Genomic DNA, 15,020 nt, shown 5'->3' on the forward strand with positions numbered 1-15,020 from the left:
CATCGAAATCAATGCAGACGTAAATGCTGCGGCGAATATTTTACGAAAAGTAGTCCCGAATGCATGGAAAAACGGGATAGAGGGGTTAGGCGTGAAACAGCTCGCTAGTGTGTTAACTCCGCTGACGTTAATCGTCCGTTAGGCCGAAACGTTAGAAACCCCCACTTCAAGCTTTGCTAAGTGGGGGAGTATTCATAAGTAATAATGGTGAAAACATCATTTGTAATTGGGAGTCTGACGGCTATCGACTTCCGACAGAAGCAGAATGGCAATATGCATGTAAAGCAGGTACTGCGGGTTATAGATATGGGGAACTTGATAAGATTGCTTGGTATGATGAAAATTCAGGCGGGAAAATCCATGAAGTAGGTAAAAAGGAACCGAATGTATGTGGCCTATATGATATGCTAGGGAATGTTTGGGAGTGGTGCTTTGATTTATATGATGAATAAGTGTACGGCTCTTACCGGATTTTTCGAGGCGGTAGCTGGGCAGAAGCGGCCAGAGGATGCGGAGCTTCATGTCGTCGTCGTAGCCATCCATCATTTTGTATTGACGACCTTGGATTCCGTCTTGCTCGGTCTTTTTAGTTCTTACAAATAAGAAAAGATCCGGTATCTAAATTTAATTAGTCGTTAAAGATACAGTCTTTAATTTTTTTTGCCGTCTTTTTCTTGCAAAAAACATAGGTTTTTCTTAATGTTATGGTGTAGAAGGATAAACGAGGAAGGATTTAACGAGATGATACATATTTTACTAGCAGATGATGATAAACACATTAGAGAATTACTACATTATCATTTACAAAAGGAAGGCTACAAAGTTTTTGAAGCTGAGGATGGAAAAGTGGCGCAATCTATATTAGACAAAGAAAGTATACACCTTGCTATTGTCGATATTATGATGCCATTTGTTGACGGATATACTTTATGCGAAGAGATTAGAAAGTATCATGATATACCTGTTATTTTATTAACTGCAAAAGATCAATTAGTAGATAAAGAAAAAGGATTTATTTCCGGAACAGATGATTATATTGTGAAGCCGTTCGAGCCTGCAGAAGTGATCTTTCGTATGAAAGCATTGCTTCGTCGGTATCAAATGCTGAATGCGGATATTATCACACTTCATGGGACAACGATTGATAGAAAAAGTTTTGAGGTGAAGTGTAATAATCAAACGATTTTACTACCATTAAAGGAATTTGAGCTATTGTCACAACTTGCAAGTTATCCTGGAAGGACATTTTCAAGGGAAGAGTTGATTGAACTCGTTTGGGGGATGGATTTTGAAGGGGATGAGCGTACGGTAGATGTTCATATTAAACGTCTCCGCGATCGTTTTTCAAAGCGAACAGATGATTTTCACATTAAAACAGTACGTGGGCTTGGTTATAAGTTGGAGCTGAAATAAGATGAAGTCACTTTATTCGAGATTTGTATTGATTTCAATTGGAATTATGCTGCTTAGTAGTGTAATTGGTTTTTTATTAACAAATGTTTATTATCAAGTAAAATTAAAACCGTATAATAGTGAAAAAATTTTAAGTTATGCGCAGGAAGTCAAACATTTATATGAAAAACAAAATAAGGAAACAAAGGATGAATATTTACATTCTATTGCGGAATTAGGATATGAGATTTATATAGTAGATGATCAAAAGCAGGGGAAACGCATTGGAAATGCATTTCGTTCAATAAAGATTAGTGATGCTACTATTGAAAAAGTATTACAAGGGGAAACGTTTAACGGTGTTTCTTCGTATCCAACACGCTTATTTATAACTGGTTTTTTTGATAATGAATTAATTAATAGTGTCGGGGTCCCGGTGAAGAATGATGATAAACAATATGCATTATTTCTCCGTCCTGATATTGAACAACAATTCGGTGAAATGCGGATTTTCTTAGCTGTATTACTTGGTTTCATTATTATATTGAGTATTATTTTTATAACGATTGCAGCTGGTTATTTTGTACGGCCCGTTCGTACATTTACAAAAGCAACACAAAAGATTGCGAATGGTGAGTATGATATTGAGTTAGAAGAAGGACGAAAAGACGAAATAGGAACATTATCGACAAGTTTCAAAAAAATGACAAAAAGTATAAAAGAGTTAGATCAAATGAGACAAGAGTTTGTTTCCAATGTATCTCACGAATTTCAATCTCCCCTTTCTTCTATTCAAGGTTTTTCGAAAACGTTACAATCAGCAAAGATGACAGAAGATGAACGGAAGCATTATTTACAAATTATTGAGGGCGAAAGTAAGCGAATGTCTAGTTTATGTAAACAGTTACTTACGCTTGCTTCTTTAGATAAAGAGGAAAAAGTTCTTCAAATAAAAGAGTTTGATTTGCAAAAACAAATGAAGGACGTCATTTTTATGTTGGAATGGAAATGGCGTGAAAGAGATATAGCGGTTGAATTTGACGTACCTAGCATACACATAAAAGGCGATGAGAATTTACTTCACCAAGTTTGGACAAATATATTTACAAATAGTATTAAGTTTACAAATAGTGGTGGAACCATTGCCTTTGCTGCTTGGGAATTAGAAACGAGTGTAGTCATTTCAATCTCAGATAGCGGGATTGGCATGGAAAAAGAAGAAGTGGCGCGGATTTTTGATCGATTTTATAAAGTAGATACAGCAAGGGCGCGAAATATAGAAGGAAGCGGCTTAGGCTTATCTATTGTGAAGAAAATTGTTGAATTGCATCATGGGGAAGTTTCAGTGGAGAGTATAAAAGGGGAAGGTACGACGTTTCGAATTGAATTACCGAAATAATGAGAAGGACTGATTTGAAGAGGGAATCTTTAAATCAGTCCTTTTTTATAGAATAAAATGATAAAGGAACCATTTGAAAAAAGTAATTCATTTTCTATGAGATGGTTAAACAAGGTGGAGGACAAATAGAGTGAATTTATAACGTAAGTAGAATGTTGCGTTTTTTACTCATGCTTCTTTAAATAGTAAAGAATAAAATTAATATATTAATAAATTGAAAGGAGCAAATACGATGAGTACATTATTATCTGCAAAAAACGTTACGAAAATTTACAATAAAAGTAAATCACCTGGGCTGAATAAAGTTTCTTTTGATATTGAATCAGGTGAATTTATTGGCATTATGGGTGCTTCAGGATCCGGAAAGACAACGTTATTAAATATACTATCAACTATCGATACACCGACAGATGGAGATGTTTTAATCAATGGCATTGATATTAAAACACTAAATGATAACAAATCTGCGGACTTTAGGAAGGAACATTTAGGCTTTATTTTTCAAGAGTATTTTTTACTAGATAGTTTAACGGTGCAGGAAAATATTGCCGTGCCACTTACGCTGTTAAACAAATCTCCAAACGAAATTGAATCGACTATAGAAAGTTTAGCAAAGCGTTTTGGCATATTTGAACAATTATCAAAGTATCCTAGTCAACTTTCGGGGGGACAAAAGCAGAGAGTTGCGGCAGCAAGAGCGATTGCGAAACAGCCAAGTATATTATTTGCAGATGAACCAACCGGCGCGTTAGATTCAAATTCCGCAACAGAACTACTTCAAAAATTAAGAGAGGTTAATGAAGAACTTCATACAACAATTTTAATGGTAACCCATGACGCTTATGCAGCAAGTTTTTCAGGTAGAACTCTAATATTCAAGGATGGAAATGTTCTGAAAGAATTAAGAAGAAACGAAAAGGGTAGAAAAGAATTTTTTGAAGAGATATTAAAAGAAATCTCAAAACTTGATGAAAATCGATATAACTAAGAGTGTGAAAGGAAGGCACGACTGTGGGATTATTAACAATAGCAAAAAAGAATTTGAAGAATAACTTTTCCTTCTATTCGTTCTATTTCGTTTCAGTAGCTTTCGTTTTGATGGTGTTTTTCGCTTTTATTTCTTTTTCCATGGACGATATGATTATGGAGAAGATTTCGTCTGATGGTAGAGTGGAAACAATGTCGAGAACAGTAGCAATCTTTGTTATGGCATTTGTACTATTCTACATGTCATATTCCAATACTTTCTTTATGAAAAAAAGAATGAAAGAACTCGGAATATATTCGCTTTTGGGCTATCGAAAGTCAACCATGGTAAAACTATTAACCTTTGAAAATGTTATCATTTGTTTTGCGGCTTTAATTGTCGGTATCGCGCTAGGGGCTGTTGTTCATAAAGGGATTATTGAGGTGATAGTTAGAGTACTAAAATTACAAATGAATACTTCTGAAGTGCCATTCATTAATCTTAATTCGGTGCGATTCACTTTTATTTTTATATTTGCTGTTTTGACTGTCTTATTCTTATCAAACTGGATAATCCTTCGGAAAAGTTCCTTACTTACTTTGGTACGCATGGAGAAAAAGGAAGAAAAGCAGGTGAAAGTGAATACAACTTTATCGCTCTTAGGGTTATTCTTGATTTTGGCAGGGTATTTCTTAGCTATTGATATTACAAGAGGAATCGAATCATTGTGGAAAACGATAGGCTTTTCACCAATCGCACTTGTAACAATGTTAAGTGTAATATTAGGAACAGTCTTCTTTATTCACTCCTTTTTACCTTTTGTTATTCAAAAATTAAAGAAAAAGAAACGATGGTTTTATAAAGAAACGAATATTATTATTGTTCCAAACTTTATATTTAAAATTCGTTCGAAGGCAAAAACATTAATTTTGTTAACGTTATTAGCTGCAGGAACTTTGTCTATATTTGGCGCTACTATATTGACGCTTTATTATCCAGTTGCTGCTACAGAACGTATTGTACCGTCAGCTATTGAGTTCCCGTTGGAAGATAAAGAATTAGCTAATAAAGCTGTTAAAATTGTGCAACATACTGTCGGTAAAGAAAATATGGAATATAAAGAAACAACTATTATTCACGGAACATCTTCTTCAGAAAATGTTCCGAAAGAATATAGTGCAAAAAAAGAACATAGCTTTGATCTGATTTCTGAATCCGACTACAAGGAATTAATAAGCATTCAGGAGGAAGAGGTAGACTTTGAGAAGTTAACTAAAAATGAAAGTGTCCTAGTTAAATATCGACCTGACAAAGAAAAGTTCGATAAAGGGAAAATATATACTTTAAATTTAACGCCTACAAATAACGTGGATATAAAAGTAAAAGACACTACATTACTTAATCCAATCGGATTTGCAAATAGTGTAGGAACTCTTATTATTTCGGACCAACTTTACAAAGAAATAAAAGTATTAGGGCTTCCAGAGAAAACGATAATGAGCATTAATGGAACACATATGAGAGATAACAAACAAGTCTATGAAAACGTAGCGCCACTTTTTAAAGAAAATATATATTTTACAAGCAGTTATCAAAAAAATGATTACATTATTCAGCAGAATAGTTCAACATTCCTACTCATTAGCTTTATTACGATTATCTTTTTCATTGCGACAGGTAGCATACTTTATTTTCATAGTCTTTCGAGTATGATGTCGAATAAAAATGAATTTACAATTTTACAAAGAATGGGATATAACAAGAAAAAGATAAAAAGGATAATTAGAAAAGAAATTGTTACGTTATTTAGCATCCCTTATATATTAGGGTTAACGCATAGTATTTTTGCACTGGTAGCCTACAAAACGGCTTTAATGGACGATTTAGTAGGGAAAAGCAGTGCCTTTCTATTACCAATTCTTTTTGCAGTAATTATTTTTACAGCGATTTACATCATTTATTATTTGTTAACCAAAAGAGCATGCTATAAAATTATATGTAATGATAAAAAGTAAAAATTTATAGATAAAGCTGATGATAATAAACAAGCATCAGCTTTATCTGTATGTAATCTAGCAAAGGTAAGTGAGTCTATGAAAAAGTACTATGAGCAAAAACAAATCTTTGTTTTAATAAATCAACTTTGTATGATTATTTTTTTATGCTATGAATTTTGGCAAGGTAATATTGCAGGGACAGCAAAGTTACTTCCGCTAACGCTTATAACGATAATGGTCATATATGGAGCCTACATTAGTTTTGTAAATATAAAAGAAAATAGTACGTTATCAAAATTCTCCAAATTGCTATTTGTTGCTTCATGGCAATTTCTACTTACACTTGATGGGAAGCAAATGTTTTATACGTTAAGTATATTGCTTAGTGTAGTAATTCTATATAAGACAGTACAATTTTTGCTGCTGTTCTTTTTCCAAGATTCTATTTATGCTTATAAAACAGAATCTGATTGGATCTTAAAAGTTACATGTGTATTCACCTTGGTTGCGAAATTGATAAACGATAAACTATTTGCAGCTCTATTTTCATGGCAATGGATTGTTAGTTTTATTTGTATCATTTTTTTATCTTTGAAACATCGAAAACGACTTAGATTTATTTTCAAAAGCGAAAAAAAACATTTACTTACATCTATCGCCATGTTTAGCGTGCTCTTTATTGTATATGTTATGTTTTTTGCGGAAAGCCCTGAATATTTAAGTAATATAGGGTGGTATATTGTGATCCTATTACCTTTATTCAGTATTCATGCCATTGCTTTTAAAAGCCATATATTTTTGAAGCAATATTTTCTTTTAAAGGAAGGCAAAATGGTATTAATGTTTATCTGTTGTATTGTTTTTATTAGTTCGTTTGGGCTGTTGTTTAGATTTAATATGATTACTTATGTTGTCATTATACATACGATTCTTTGGTTTGTTCTCCTGTATTTTACACTATTATTTCAAGACATAAAAAATAAGATTTTACATGCTAATACAGAAGAACAAAAAGTCCTGCCAGAAAGTTTTTACGTTCATAACCTTTTGCAGATAGCGAAAGAGGAGAAGGTGAAAAGTGAGTTTTCTAATTACCTACATGATGAAATATTGCAAGATATATTAGCAGTTAAAAATATGATGAATAAATCTAATAAAGAAGAAATTCATGAAATGATAGTAGCAACACTGGACAACTTAAACCAATCTATACGCGTACAAATGCAAGAGTACAAACCAACATTATTAAAGACGCTCACATTAAAAAAGAACTATAATAATTTACTTGAGATGATACAGCAAAAATACGGAATGAAAAATATTGATATAAATTTTCATTGTAATGATAATTTATTTTTAGTTGAACCTTATAATCTTGTTATATATCGAATTTTAAAAGAATTAGTAACAAATGCATTCAAACATTCTAAATGTTCTAAGTTAGTTTTGAGTTTGACGCAAGAAAATAACAAAATAGAGCTTATAGTAAAAGATAATGGGCTGGGTATGGAAAATGAAAAGCATATTTCTAATGGACAGAGAGGGTTGAGCTCTATTAAAGAACAACTATTTTTGTTAAACGGTAACATGACAATTTCAGAATGCAACCCTTCTGGTTTATGTATTGTTATTTGTATTCCTATGAAAGGGGAGGATTCCTATCAATATTTTATTAATAGATGATCATGCTTTGTTTTCAAAAAGTTTAGAGATAGCTTTAGAAGATTACCCTGAGATAAATGAATTCTATTCATTACAAAATGTTGAAAATGTTATCACTCTTATTAAAGAGGTGAAGCCAGACATTATTTTAGTAGATATAAATTTAACCAATATTAGTAGCGAAGATGGTTTAGAAATAGCAAAACTGATTTTAGATAGTAAATGTGACACGAAAGTAGTTATACTAACAGGCTATGATTTGCCTGTTTATCGATATGAAGCTCAAAAAATTGGTGTGAGTGGCTTTATTAATAAAAATATTATGCCAGATAAGTTGCTCAAAATTTTAATTCAAATTAATGAAGGTGTTTGTTATTTCCCAACGTCCACGGACTATGTTGAAGAATTAACTGATAGTGAAAAACAAATTTTACAGTTACTATGTGGTGGGTATAAGCGTAAAGAAATTGCGACTATGTTATATGTTAGTGAACGCACTATTTCAAATCATATTCAACATATATTTGATAAATTGGATGTTTCGTCTTCGTTAGAAGCTGTAACAAAAGGAATACAATTCGGATATATTCAACCTCATTATCGAAATCGTTGTTAATGAAACTGTTGGCTTGAATTGAATGGTGAATTTTTGATTGTAATCTATTATTCTTATTTCTTTTTTAGATGAATACATAGAAAGAAATAGTTTTAGTTCTGTGTGAATGAAAACAATCAAAATTCAGTTATCTTATTCGGAATTTTATACGATAGGAGAACTGAAAACGAAAAAAGTCGAATTCCTTACGATGCTAAGGAATTCGACTTTTTTAGAGAGTTCTGAACAGTTATAAAAATTGATTAGTATTTACCTGAGTGGAAGTATGCCCCTTAATCTGCTTCAACGTCGCTACTATAAGAAAGCTCACAATTACTAATAAGAGCCATGAGCTCACTTTTCCTAAATGAACGAGACTCCATGCATCGGTTTGATTTGGATATTTCCAAGCTCCAAAGAACGTTGCGATATTTTCAGCTATCCATATAAAAAATCCGATGAGCACAAAAGAAAGTGCGAGTGGCATACGGTAACGAGTTCCATTAACCTCGTATGTGACCCATGATTGCCAAAAGACGATAATGACAAGTCCAGATAACCACCAACGAACATCAATCCAATAATGGTGGGTGAAAAAATTCAAATAAATCGCAGCTGCAAGAGTTGCAACTACTAAAAATGGTGGCCACTTAATTAATTCAACTTTAAGCCTCCTCCACGCCTGGCAAAGATAACTCGCTACGCTTGCGTACATGAATCCGCTATACAGAGGTACTCCGAAAATTTTGAAATATCCTTCCTCCGGATAAGACCAGGAGCCCATATGTACTTTAAAAAGTTCAAGAGCAAGTCCAATAAGGTGGAACAATGAGATAACCTTTAGTTCATCTCGTGTTTCAAGCCCAGAACGCACCATCCACCACTGCATCAGGAGGCAGATGATGAGCAGCCAGTCATACCGTGGGAGGAAGGGAAGGGGGATGATTTTTGTAAAAGCCAACGAGGCAAAAATCATGACAGGAAACAAACATGATAGAGCCTGCTCTAAGCCAAAATGAACGAGTTGTTTTATTTGTCTCATAATTTGTGCCTCCAAAGATTTTTTCTAAATATATAAATTCAATTTGATTTTCTAACAGATACATTATGGTTATGAAGAACAGACAGAGACCTGCACTCGTTTTCTCCTTCTGTTTTCACATGGAATGGGGCTAAAAAAGGCACTGACCGCTTCTATCCATGGCTGGATGCTCTCATCCATCTGAAAAGAATGGGTTGATGTTCGTTTTTAAATTTGGATTTATATATATGTAAGTCCTGCTTTGTATAATAGCTAAATAGATTTAGGGTTATGCACATAGGTTCACCGCCAAATAACTGTCTTTTCTTTTCATGTTAAATACCCGCTTTGTTAATCTTGATTGTTTTCATCACTTTTGTATTCTAAAATGTCTCCAGGTTGGCATTCTAATGCTTTGCAAATTGCCACTAAAGTGGAAAATCTAATTGCTTTTGCCTTTCCATTTTTCAATATAGAAAGGTTAGCCATTGTTATTCCAACCCTCTCTGAAAGTTCTGTTACGCTCATTTTCCTTTTCGCTAACATCACATCAATATTGATTATTATTGCCATGTTCATCACCTCAGACCGTTAAGTCATTTTCTGATTTTATACCAATCGCTTCTTTTAACAGTTTTTGAAGAACAGCCGCAAAGACTGCAATTACCATTGAAGCAAAAATAACGACCAATCCGATTAATATGATACCTGGGGCATCGTCTATTTCTGCCATGAGATAAAAGAGTGGCATGCCTACTACATACAACACGCTGATTGTGATCGCGCAAAGCTTTATATTTTTTAAAGCTCGTACAGATAATTTCGAGAACGCTTTGTTCTTATCAATGTAGCTTAGAAGTAAGAACGCCTGATACAATGCAACGAAAAATGGTATCGCTGATGCATACATAATAATTAAAATCGGATAGAGTATATGGGCATAATCTGGATTTACCGGATTATTAGCTAACCAAGGTAAGCCAAATATACATAAAGAAAGAATCGGAATTCCAATAAGAACAACAGTAATCTTTAAAAAGATCGTTGAAACTTGTTTCATAAAAAGCACCTCACTTATTTCTTGTCAATTTGAATTTAACATATTGTTTATTGTTTAACAATAAATTTTTATTTTTTATAATGATATTTTTGTTGTTGTATAAGTGTTGGGGTTAGGGGGAATAAAAAGCATTTCTCATTACAAAGAAATGCTTTTTAAAACTTAAAACGATTTAATTTATAAAATTTTCAACTAACCTGATCCTAGTAGTGAAAAATAGCATATTCAATAGTAGAGTGATAATAACCATTGTCATTGTTTGAATTATGGTGTAAATTTGATTGTTACATGCTGTTTTACTTCTGGAATTTTTCGAAAAGAGAGAAAAATATTGTAATTTTATGTTAAACTTTAGAAGTTATTTAGTAATGATAAAAAGGGGAGAGAGAAATGTTACAAGCACTGATTTTTGATATGGATGGGACTTTATTTCAAACAGACAAAATTTTAGAAATATCACTTGATGATACTTTTAACCATTTACGATCATTAAATTTATGGGATACAGTAACCCCTATTGATAAATACCGTGAAATTATGGGTGTACCTTTACCGAAAGTTTGGGAAGCTTTGTTACCTGATCATTCCAATGAAGTAAGAAAACAAACGGATACTTATTTTTTGGAAAGATTAGTTGAAAATATAAGGAGTGGAAAAGGTGCTTTATACCCCAATGTAAAAGAAGTTTTCAATTATTTGAAAGAAAATAATTGTTCAATTTATATAGCGAGTAATGGTTTAACGGAATATTTGCAAGCAATTGTGAGTTATTATAATTTGGATCATTGGGTTACTGAAACATGTAGTATTGAGCAAATACAAACGCTTGATAAAGGAGATTTAGTTAAAACAATTATACAAAAATATGACATAAAAAAGGCAGCAGTAGTTGGGGATCGCCTGTCTGATATAAATGCAGCGAAAGATAATGGTTTGGTTGCAATTGGATGCAATTTTGATTTTGCACAAGAAGATGAACTCGTTCAGGCCGATTTCGTAATAAATGACTTAATGGAGTTGAAAATGATGTTGCCTGAGATGAAAATAGTTTGCTAAACTAACGGGCGCTTTAACTGAATAAGCGAAATAATAAATCAACGCTCAGAATATAGATTTCTGATCACTTTTCTATATGTCCATCAACCAAAGATTTTGAAATACACCTTAAAAAATAGTTTAATAATTATGGGCAGGGCAACGTTTGAAGTTGCCACGCCCATTTTTTGATTAGTCAATATCGTACAATAAAAGGTGAAAAATATGCTACACTTACCTTTATTAAGATCGAAAGAGGGATGTTCATATGATACAAGAAGAAAGGACAGTTTGTTTTGGATATGATTTACAAATCTTTATGGAATTTATCGGACTGACACCTGGACAATACCAAAATATTTTTATAAACCATGATAAATAATCAATTGCAGGAAAGGAATAGACAATGGAAAGCAAACATACTATTGGGCATATAGCAGCACTTATTACCATTTTGATTTGGGGTACAACATTTATTTCTACAAAAATTCTATTGGATGATTTTTCGCCGATTGAGATCTTATTTTTTCGTTTTGTAATCGGGTTCATTGCGTTAGTCATTATATACCCGCACAGGCTGAAAGTAACCAATAAAAGACATGAACTCACCTTTGTATGTGCTGGTTTATGTGGTGTCACTTTGTATTATCTTTTGGAAAATATCGCGTTAACTTTTACAATGGCTTCTAATGTAGGTGTAATAAGTTCCGTTGTGCCATTTTTTACAGTCATTCTTACATATTTATTTTTGAAAGAGGAACCATTACGTCTTAATTTTTTCGTTGGATTTGTTGTTGCAATTACGGGTATTTATCTCATCAGCTTTAATGGCACTTCAAATTTTCACTTGAATCCATTGGGAGATTTGTTAGCAGTAACAGCTACTTTAGTTTGGGCTACGTATTCTGTATTAACTAGAAAAATCAGTAGTTACGGATATAATACGATTCAAACGACAAGAAGGGTGTTTTTTTATGGGATTTTATTAATGACTCCTGCTCTATTTCTATTTGACTTTCAATTGAAACTGGAACGGTTTGCAAATCCTGTTTCCTTATTCAATATATTGTTCTTGGGGCTTGGTGCTTCTGCTCTTTGTTTTCTTACATGGAGCTATGCCGTTAAAGTGTTAGGGACTGTGAAAACTAGCGTCTATATTTACGTGGTCCCAGTTATTACGGTACTTACTTCTATGGTTGTTTTACATGAACCAATAACATATTTGGCTGCATTAGGAACAATTCTTACATTAGCGGGATTGTTTATTTCAGAAAGTAAAATGAAGTTGAAAAAGAAAAGGGAATTTACAAATGAATATACAAAATTAAAAATGCGTAATGGGGATTGAATCTGCACCGCCTTCTTTAAAAGAAGGTGGTTTTTTTCTGTAATCGTTTGTTCATATTCCGTTCATATTTCTTTTTTAAGATAAGTGCATCGAAAGAAATAGGAAGGAGTGAGCGAAATGTTTTTAGCTCTGCGTGAATTAAAACAAGCAAAATTACGATATGGGTTAATCGGACTCATCATGATTTTATTATCATTTTTAGTCCTTGTAATTTCTGGATTAGCAAATGGATTATCGTATGATAATGCATCATCCATTCAAAATATGGATGCCACAAAATTTGTATTAGCAGATGATGCGGAAAATAAATTACTCCGTTCACAAATTAAGAAAGAAGATGTGGATGATGTAGTAGGGCAAGTAGATGCAAAAGATGCTGTGCCATTTCATGTGAAAGTTTCTACGTATGAAAAGAAAGATAGTTCAAAAAAGGTTGATATTGCGATTTTTGCGAGCGAACGTGACACGTTCTTGGAACCAAAGATTGTGCAAGGAAATGCATTAGGAACAGCACAAGATGAAATGGTTGCGGACGAGTCGATTAAAGAAAAAGGCATCGATATTGGAGATACGATTATTGATCCAGTTTCTAAAAAAGAATTTAAAATCGTTGGCTTTACGAAAGATCAAATGTTTAGTCATACACCTGTTGTGTATGTGAATCAAAATGTGTGGGGGGAAATTGCGCAGCCAAATCAAAAGGATTATAGCGCGATTGCACTTCGTACGAATAAAGAAGTGCAACATGCACATGTGATAGAGAAAAAAGAAGTTCTTCAAAGTATCCCAGGGTATAAAGAAGAACAAGGGACATTAACGATGATTATTGCGTTCTTACTTGTGATTGCTGCCTTATTAATTGGTGTGTTCTTCTATGTTATTACATTACAAAAAACACAGCAATTAGGTGTATTAAAAGCGATTGGAACGAAAAATTCATATTTAGCAAATAGTTTAGTTGTGCAAGCGTTATTTTTATCTATTGTTGCGATGGGGATAAGTATTGTATTAGTAGAAGGATTACAAAAGATTTTACCAGAAAGTATGCCGTTTCTATTAACGACGACAATGATTGGTCAATATGCAGGGATTTTTATTGTCATTAGTATTTTGGGAACACTTATTTCTTTATATCAAGTATTAAAAGTTGATGCATTAGAAGCAATTGGAGGTGGTATGTAATGACTTCATTATTGAAATTAGAGGAAGTAAGTAAAGTATACGGAGAAGGAAATACAGAAGTAACGGCTCTTCATCCGATTTCACTTAATGTGAAGGCAGGAGAATTTATCGGTATTGTTGGTCCTTCTGGATCGGGGAAAAGTACATTGTTATCCATTGCGGGGGCACTATTGTCACCATCAAAAGGGAACATATATATTCGCGAACAAAATATCACGCACTTATCAGAAAAAGAAATGACAGATATTCGTTTAAGAAAAATCGGATTCATTTTCCAGTTTGCAAACCTTGTTCCGTATTTAAATGTAAAAGAACAGTTGCTTTACATTGCGAAATTAAAGAAAGAAGACAAAAAAGAATCTGAAGAGCGCGCAGACCATTTACTCGCTGCATTTGGACTGTCTCAGAGAGAAAAACATTACCCAAATCAACTATCGGGAGGAGAAAGACAAAGAGTGGCGATTGCCCGTGCTTTCATGAATAACCCAGATTTAATCTTAGCGGATGAACCAACCGCAAGTCTTGATTCAAAACGCGGACGCGAAGTTGTTGACATGATGAAACGAGAAGTGAAGGAAAGTCAAAAAGCAGCGATTATGATTACGCATGATGAGAGAATGCTTGATGTATGTGATCGGATCTTAACATTACGTGATGGGAAGCTAGTATAGGTAGTATGAGAAAAAGTGCAGGAAAATTCCTGCGCTTTTTCAGTGTGTCGAGAAAGAAGAGCGGATAGGTTTTTGTCGTTATTTGTCGGTTGATCGATATTCTTTGTCGAATCGCTGATAAAATTTCATTTACCTATTTACACGCAATATATTGCGGCAATTTCTTTTCTCAACAGCATGGATTTCTACGTTTTTTTACGAATTGTTATCTGTTTAGATGAATTTTGGGGTTAAATGTTGTAATAATTTTATTATTCTGTTATTTTTCGAGGTGAGGAGGAACGTTTTATGGACAGTCGTTTGTCAAAGTTAGCAGATGTATGAACAATAGGAGGGTGAACTATGGAGAAAAATATCATACATGTTGAAGGGCTTATTGTTTTAGTCGCAAGTATTTATATGTACGCACTAAATGAGTTTAGTTGGTTAATATTCTTTTTGCTTCTGTTAACACCGGATATTTCAATGCTAGCATATCTTATCAATAATCGTATTGGAGCACAGATTTATAACCTATTTCATACGTACATAGTATCAATATTACTGATTTTGATCGGTGTATTTCTAAAATCAGATGTGGCTCTTATGATCGGCTTAATTTGGACAGCTCATATTGGAATGGATCGTCTGTTTGGATATGGTCTAAAATATCAAACGGATTTTAAAGATACACATATACAGAAGTTATAAG

At 33.2% G+C, this 15,020-nt stretch carries 14 protein-coding genes and 1 pseudogene; 12 read left to right on the top strand and 3 right to left on the bottom strand.

Going from position 1 to position 15,020, the window contains the following annotated elements:
- Window positions 1-221: 221 nt before the first annotated feature.
- The 7 genes and pseudogenes from ACX5JI_RS18990 to ACX5JI_RS19020 all read left to right on the top strand — a co-directional run.
- Window positions 222-590 (top strand): annotated as a pseudogene (locus tag ACX5JI_RS18990) (formylglycine-generating enzyme family protein); the annotation flags it as partial.
- A gap of 151 nt (window positions 591-741) precedes the next feature.
- The gene (locus ACX5JI_RS18995; RefSeq protein ID WP_459502588.1) at window positions 742-1,413 is read left to right on the top strand and encodes a response regulator transcription factor; all 672 of its coding nucleotides are present in this window, start codon (window positions 742-744) and stop codon (window positions 1,411-1,413) included.
- 1 nt (window position 1,414) lies between these two features.
- Window positions 1,415-2,791, top strand: a complete 1,377-nt coding sequence (locus ACX5JI_RS19000) for a sensor histidine kinase (protein ID WP_459502589.1) — start codon at window positions 1,415-1,417, stop codon at window positions 2,789-2,791.
- A 232-nt stretch (window positions 2,792-3,023) separates the two neighbouring features.
- On the top strand, window positions 3,024-3,779 hold the full coding sequence (locus tag ACX5JI_RS19005; RefSeq protein ID WP_459502590.1) for an ABC transporter ATP-binding protein: 756 nt from the start codon (window positions 3,024-3,026) through the stop codon (window positions 3,777-3,779).
- Window positions 3,780-3,802: 23 nt separating this feature from the next.
- The gene (locus ACX5JI_RS19010; RefSeq protein WP_459502591.1) at window positions 3,803-5,773 is read left to right on the top strand and encodes an FtsX-like permease family protein; all 1,971 of its coding nucleotides are present in this window, start codon (window positions 3,803-3,805) and stop codon (window positions 5,771-5,773) included.
- Between the two features lie 78 nt (window positions 5,774-5,851).
- Window positions 5,852-7,438: an ATP-binding protein gene (locus ACX5JI_RS19015; protein WP_459502592.1), complete on the top strand. Its 1,587-nt coding sequence runs from the start codon at window positions 5,852-5,854 to the stop codon at window positions 7,436-7,438.
- Complete coding sequence (locus ACX5JI_RS19020; RefSeq protein ID WP_459502766.1) at window positions 7,416-8,033, top strand: response regulator transcription factor; 618 nt, start codon at window positions 7,416-7,418, stop codon at window positions 8,031-8,033. The genes ACX5JI_RS19015 and ACX5JI_RS19020 overlap by 23 nt, the downstream gene beginning before the upstream one ends.
- Before the next feature lie 229 nt (window positions 8,034-8,262).
- Here the strand turns inward: ACX5JI_RS19020 and ACX5JI_RS19025 are convergent, their stop codons facing one another.
- The 3 genes from ACX5JI_RS19025 to ACX5JI_RS19035 form a co-directional block, all read right to left on the bottom strand.
- Window positions 8,263-9,054, bottom strand: a complete 792-nt coding sequence (locus ACX5JI_RS19025) for a DUF817 domain-containing protein (protein ID WP_459502593.1) — start codon at window positions 9,052-9,054, stop codon at window positions 8,263-8,265.
- Window positions 9,055-9,384: 330 nt separating this feature from the next.
- Window positions 9,385-9,606 carry a helix-turn-helix domain-containing protein gene (locus ACX5JI_RS19030; RefSeq protein WP_459502594.1) on the bottom strand — a complete coding sequence of 74 codons (222 nt, stop codon included), beginning with the start codon at window positions 9,604-9,606 and terminating at the stop codon, window positions 9,385-9,387.
- A gap of 10 nt (window positions 9,607-9,616) precedes the next feature.
- Window positions 9,617-10,093 carry a DUF2975 domain-containing protein gene (locus ACX5JI_RS19035; protein WP_459502595.1) on the bottom strand — a complete coding sequence of 159 codons (477 nt, stop codon included), beginning with the start codon at window positions 10,091-10,093 and terminating at the stop codon, window positions 9,617-9,619.
- A 390-nt stretch (window positions 10,094-10,483) separates the two neighbouring features.
- On the opposite strand from ACX5JI_RS19035, the gene ACX5JI_RS19040 reads away from it, so the two are divergent.
- The 5 genes from ACX5JI_RS19040 to ACX5JI_RS19060 all read left to right on the top strand — a co-directional run bounded on the left by ACX5JI_RS19040 (window position 10,484) and on the right by ACX5JI_RS19060 (window position 15,019).
- Window positions 10,484-11,149: an HAD family hydrolase gene (locus tag ACX5JI_RS19040; protein ID WP_459502596.1), complete on the top strand. Its 666-nt coding sequence runs from the start codon at window positions 10,484-10,486 to the stop codon at window positions 11,147-11,149.
- A 385-nt stretch (window positions 11,150-11,534) separates the two neighbouring features.
- Window positions 11,535-12,476, top strand: coding sequence for a DMT family transporter (locus ACX5JI_RS19045; protein WP_459502597.1), 942 nt, complete (start codon window positions 11,535-11,537; stop codon window positions 12,474-12,476).
- A 117-nt stretch (window positions 12,477-12,593) separates the two neighbouring features.
- The gene (locus tag ACX5JI_RS19050; protein WP_459502598.1) at window positions 12,594-13,658 is read left to right on the top strand and encodes an ABC transporter permease; all 1,065 of its coding nucleotides are present in this window, start codon (window positions 12,594-12,596) and stop codon (window positions 13,656-13,658) included.
- Entirely contained in the window at window positions 13,658-14,329 is a 672-nt protein-coding gene (locus ACX5JI_RS19055) for an ABC transporter ATP-binding protein (RefSeq protein WP_459502599.1), read from the top strand. Before ACX5JI_RS19050 ends, ACX5JI_RS19055 begins: the two co-directional genes overlap by 1 nt.
- Window positions 14,330-14,671: 342 nt before the next feature.
- A complete protein-coding gene (locus ACX5JI_RS19060; RefSeq protein ID WP_459502600.1) occupies window positions 14,672-15,019 on the top strand; it encodes a DUF4260 domain-containing protein in 348 nt (115 codons plus the stop codon).
- Window position 15,020 lies beyond the last annotated feature (1 nt).

Source organism: Bacillus sp. C1 (assembly GCF_054570475.1).

Excerpts from the sequence above, each read along its gene's own strand:
- ACX5JI_RS19060 (WP_459502600.1), top strand. The coding sequence starts at position 14,672 with ATGGAGAAAAATATCATACATGTTGAAGGGCTTATTGTTTTAGTCGCA.
- ACX5JI_RS19040 (WP_459502596.1), top strand. The coding sequence starts at position 10,484 with ATGTTACAAGCACTGATTTTTGATATGGATGGGACTTTATTTCAAACA.
- ACX5JI_RS19050 (WP_459502598.1), top strand. The coding sequence starts at position 12,594 with ATGTTTTTAGCTCTGCGTGAATTAAAACAAGCAAAATTACGATATGGG.
- ACX5JI_RS19030 (WP_459502594.1), bottom strand. The coding sequence starts at position 9,606 with ATGGCAATAATAATCAATATTGATGTGATGTTAGCGAAAAGGAAAATG.
- ACX5JI_RS18995 (WP_459502588.1), top strand. The coding sequence starts at position 742 with ATGATACATATTTTACTAGCAGATGATGATAAACACATTAGAGAATTA.
- ACX5JI_RS19055 (WP_459502599.1), top strand. The coding sequence starts at position 13,658 with ATGACTTCATTATTGAAATTAGAGGAAGTAAGTAAAGTATACGGAGAA.
- ACX5JI_RS19035 (WP_459502595.1), bottom strand. The coding sequence starts at position 10,093 with ATGAAACAAGTTTCAACGATCTTTTTAAAGATTACTGTTGTTCTTATT.
- ACX5JI_RS19015 (WP_459502592.1), top strand. The coding sequence starts at position 5,852 with ATGAAAAAGTACTATGAGCAAAAACAAATCTTTGTTTTAATAAATCAA.
- ACX5JI_RS19025 (WP_459502593.1), bottom strand. The coding sequence starts at position 9,054 with ATGAGACAAATAAAACAACTCGTTCATTTTGGCTTAGAGCAGGCTCTA.
- ACX5JI_RS19005 (WP_459502590.1), top strand. The coding sequence starts at position 3,024 with ATGAGTACATTATTATCTGCAAAAAACGTTACGAAAATTTACAATAAA.
- ACX5JI_RS19045 (WP_459502597.1), top strand. The coding sequence starts at position 11,535 with ATGGAAAGCAAACATACTATTGGGCATATAGCAGCACTTATTACCATT.
- ACX5JI_RS19000 (WP_459502589.1), top strand. The coding sequence starts at position 1,415 with ATGAAGTCACTTTATTCGAGATTTGTATTGATTTCAATTGGAATTATG.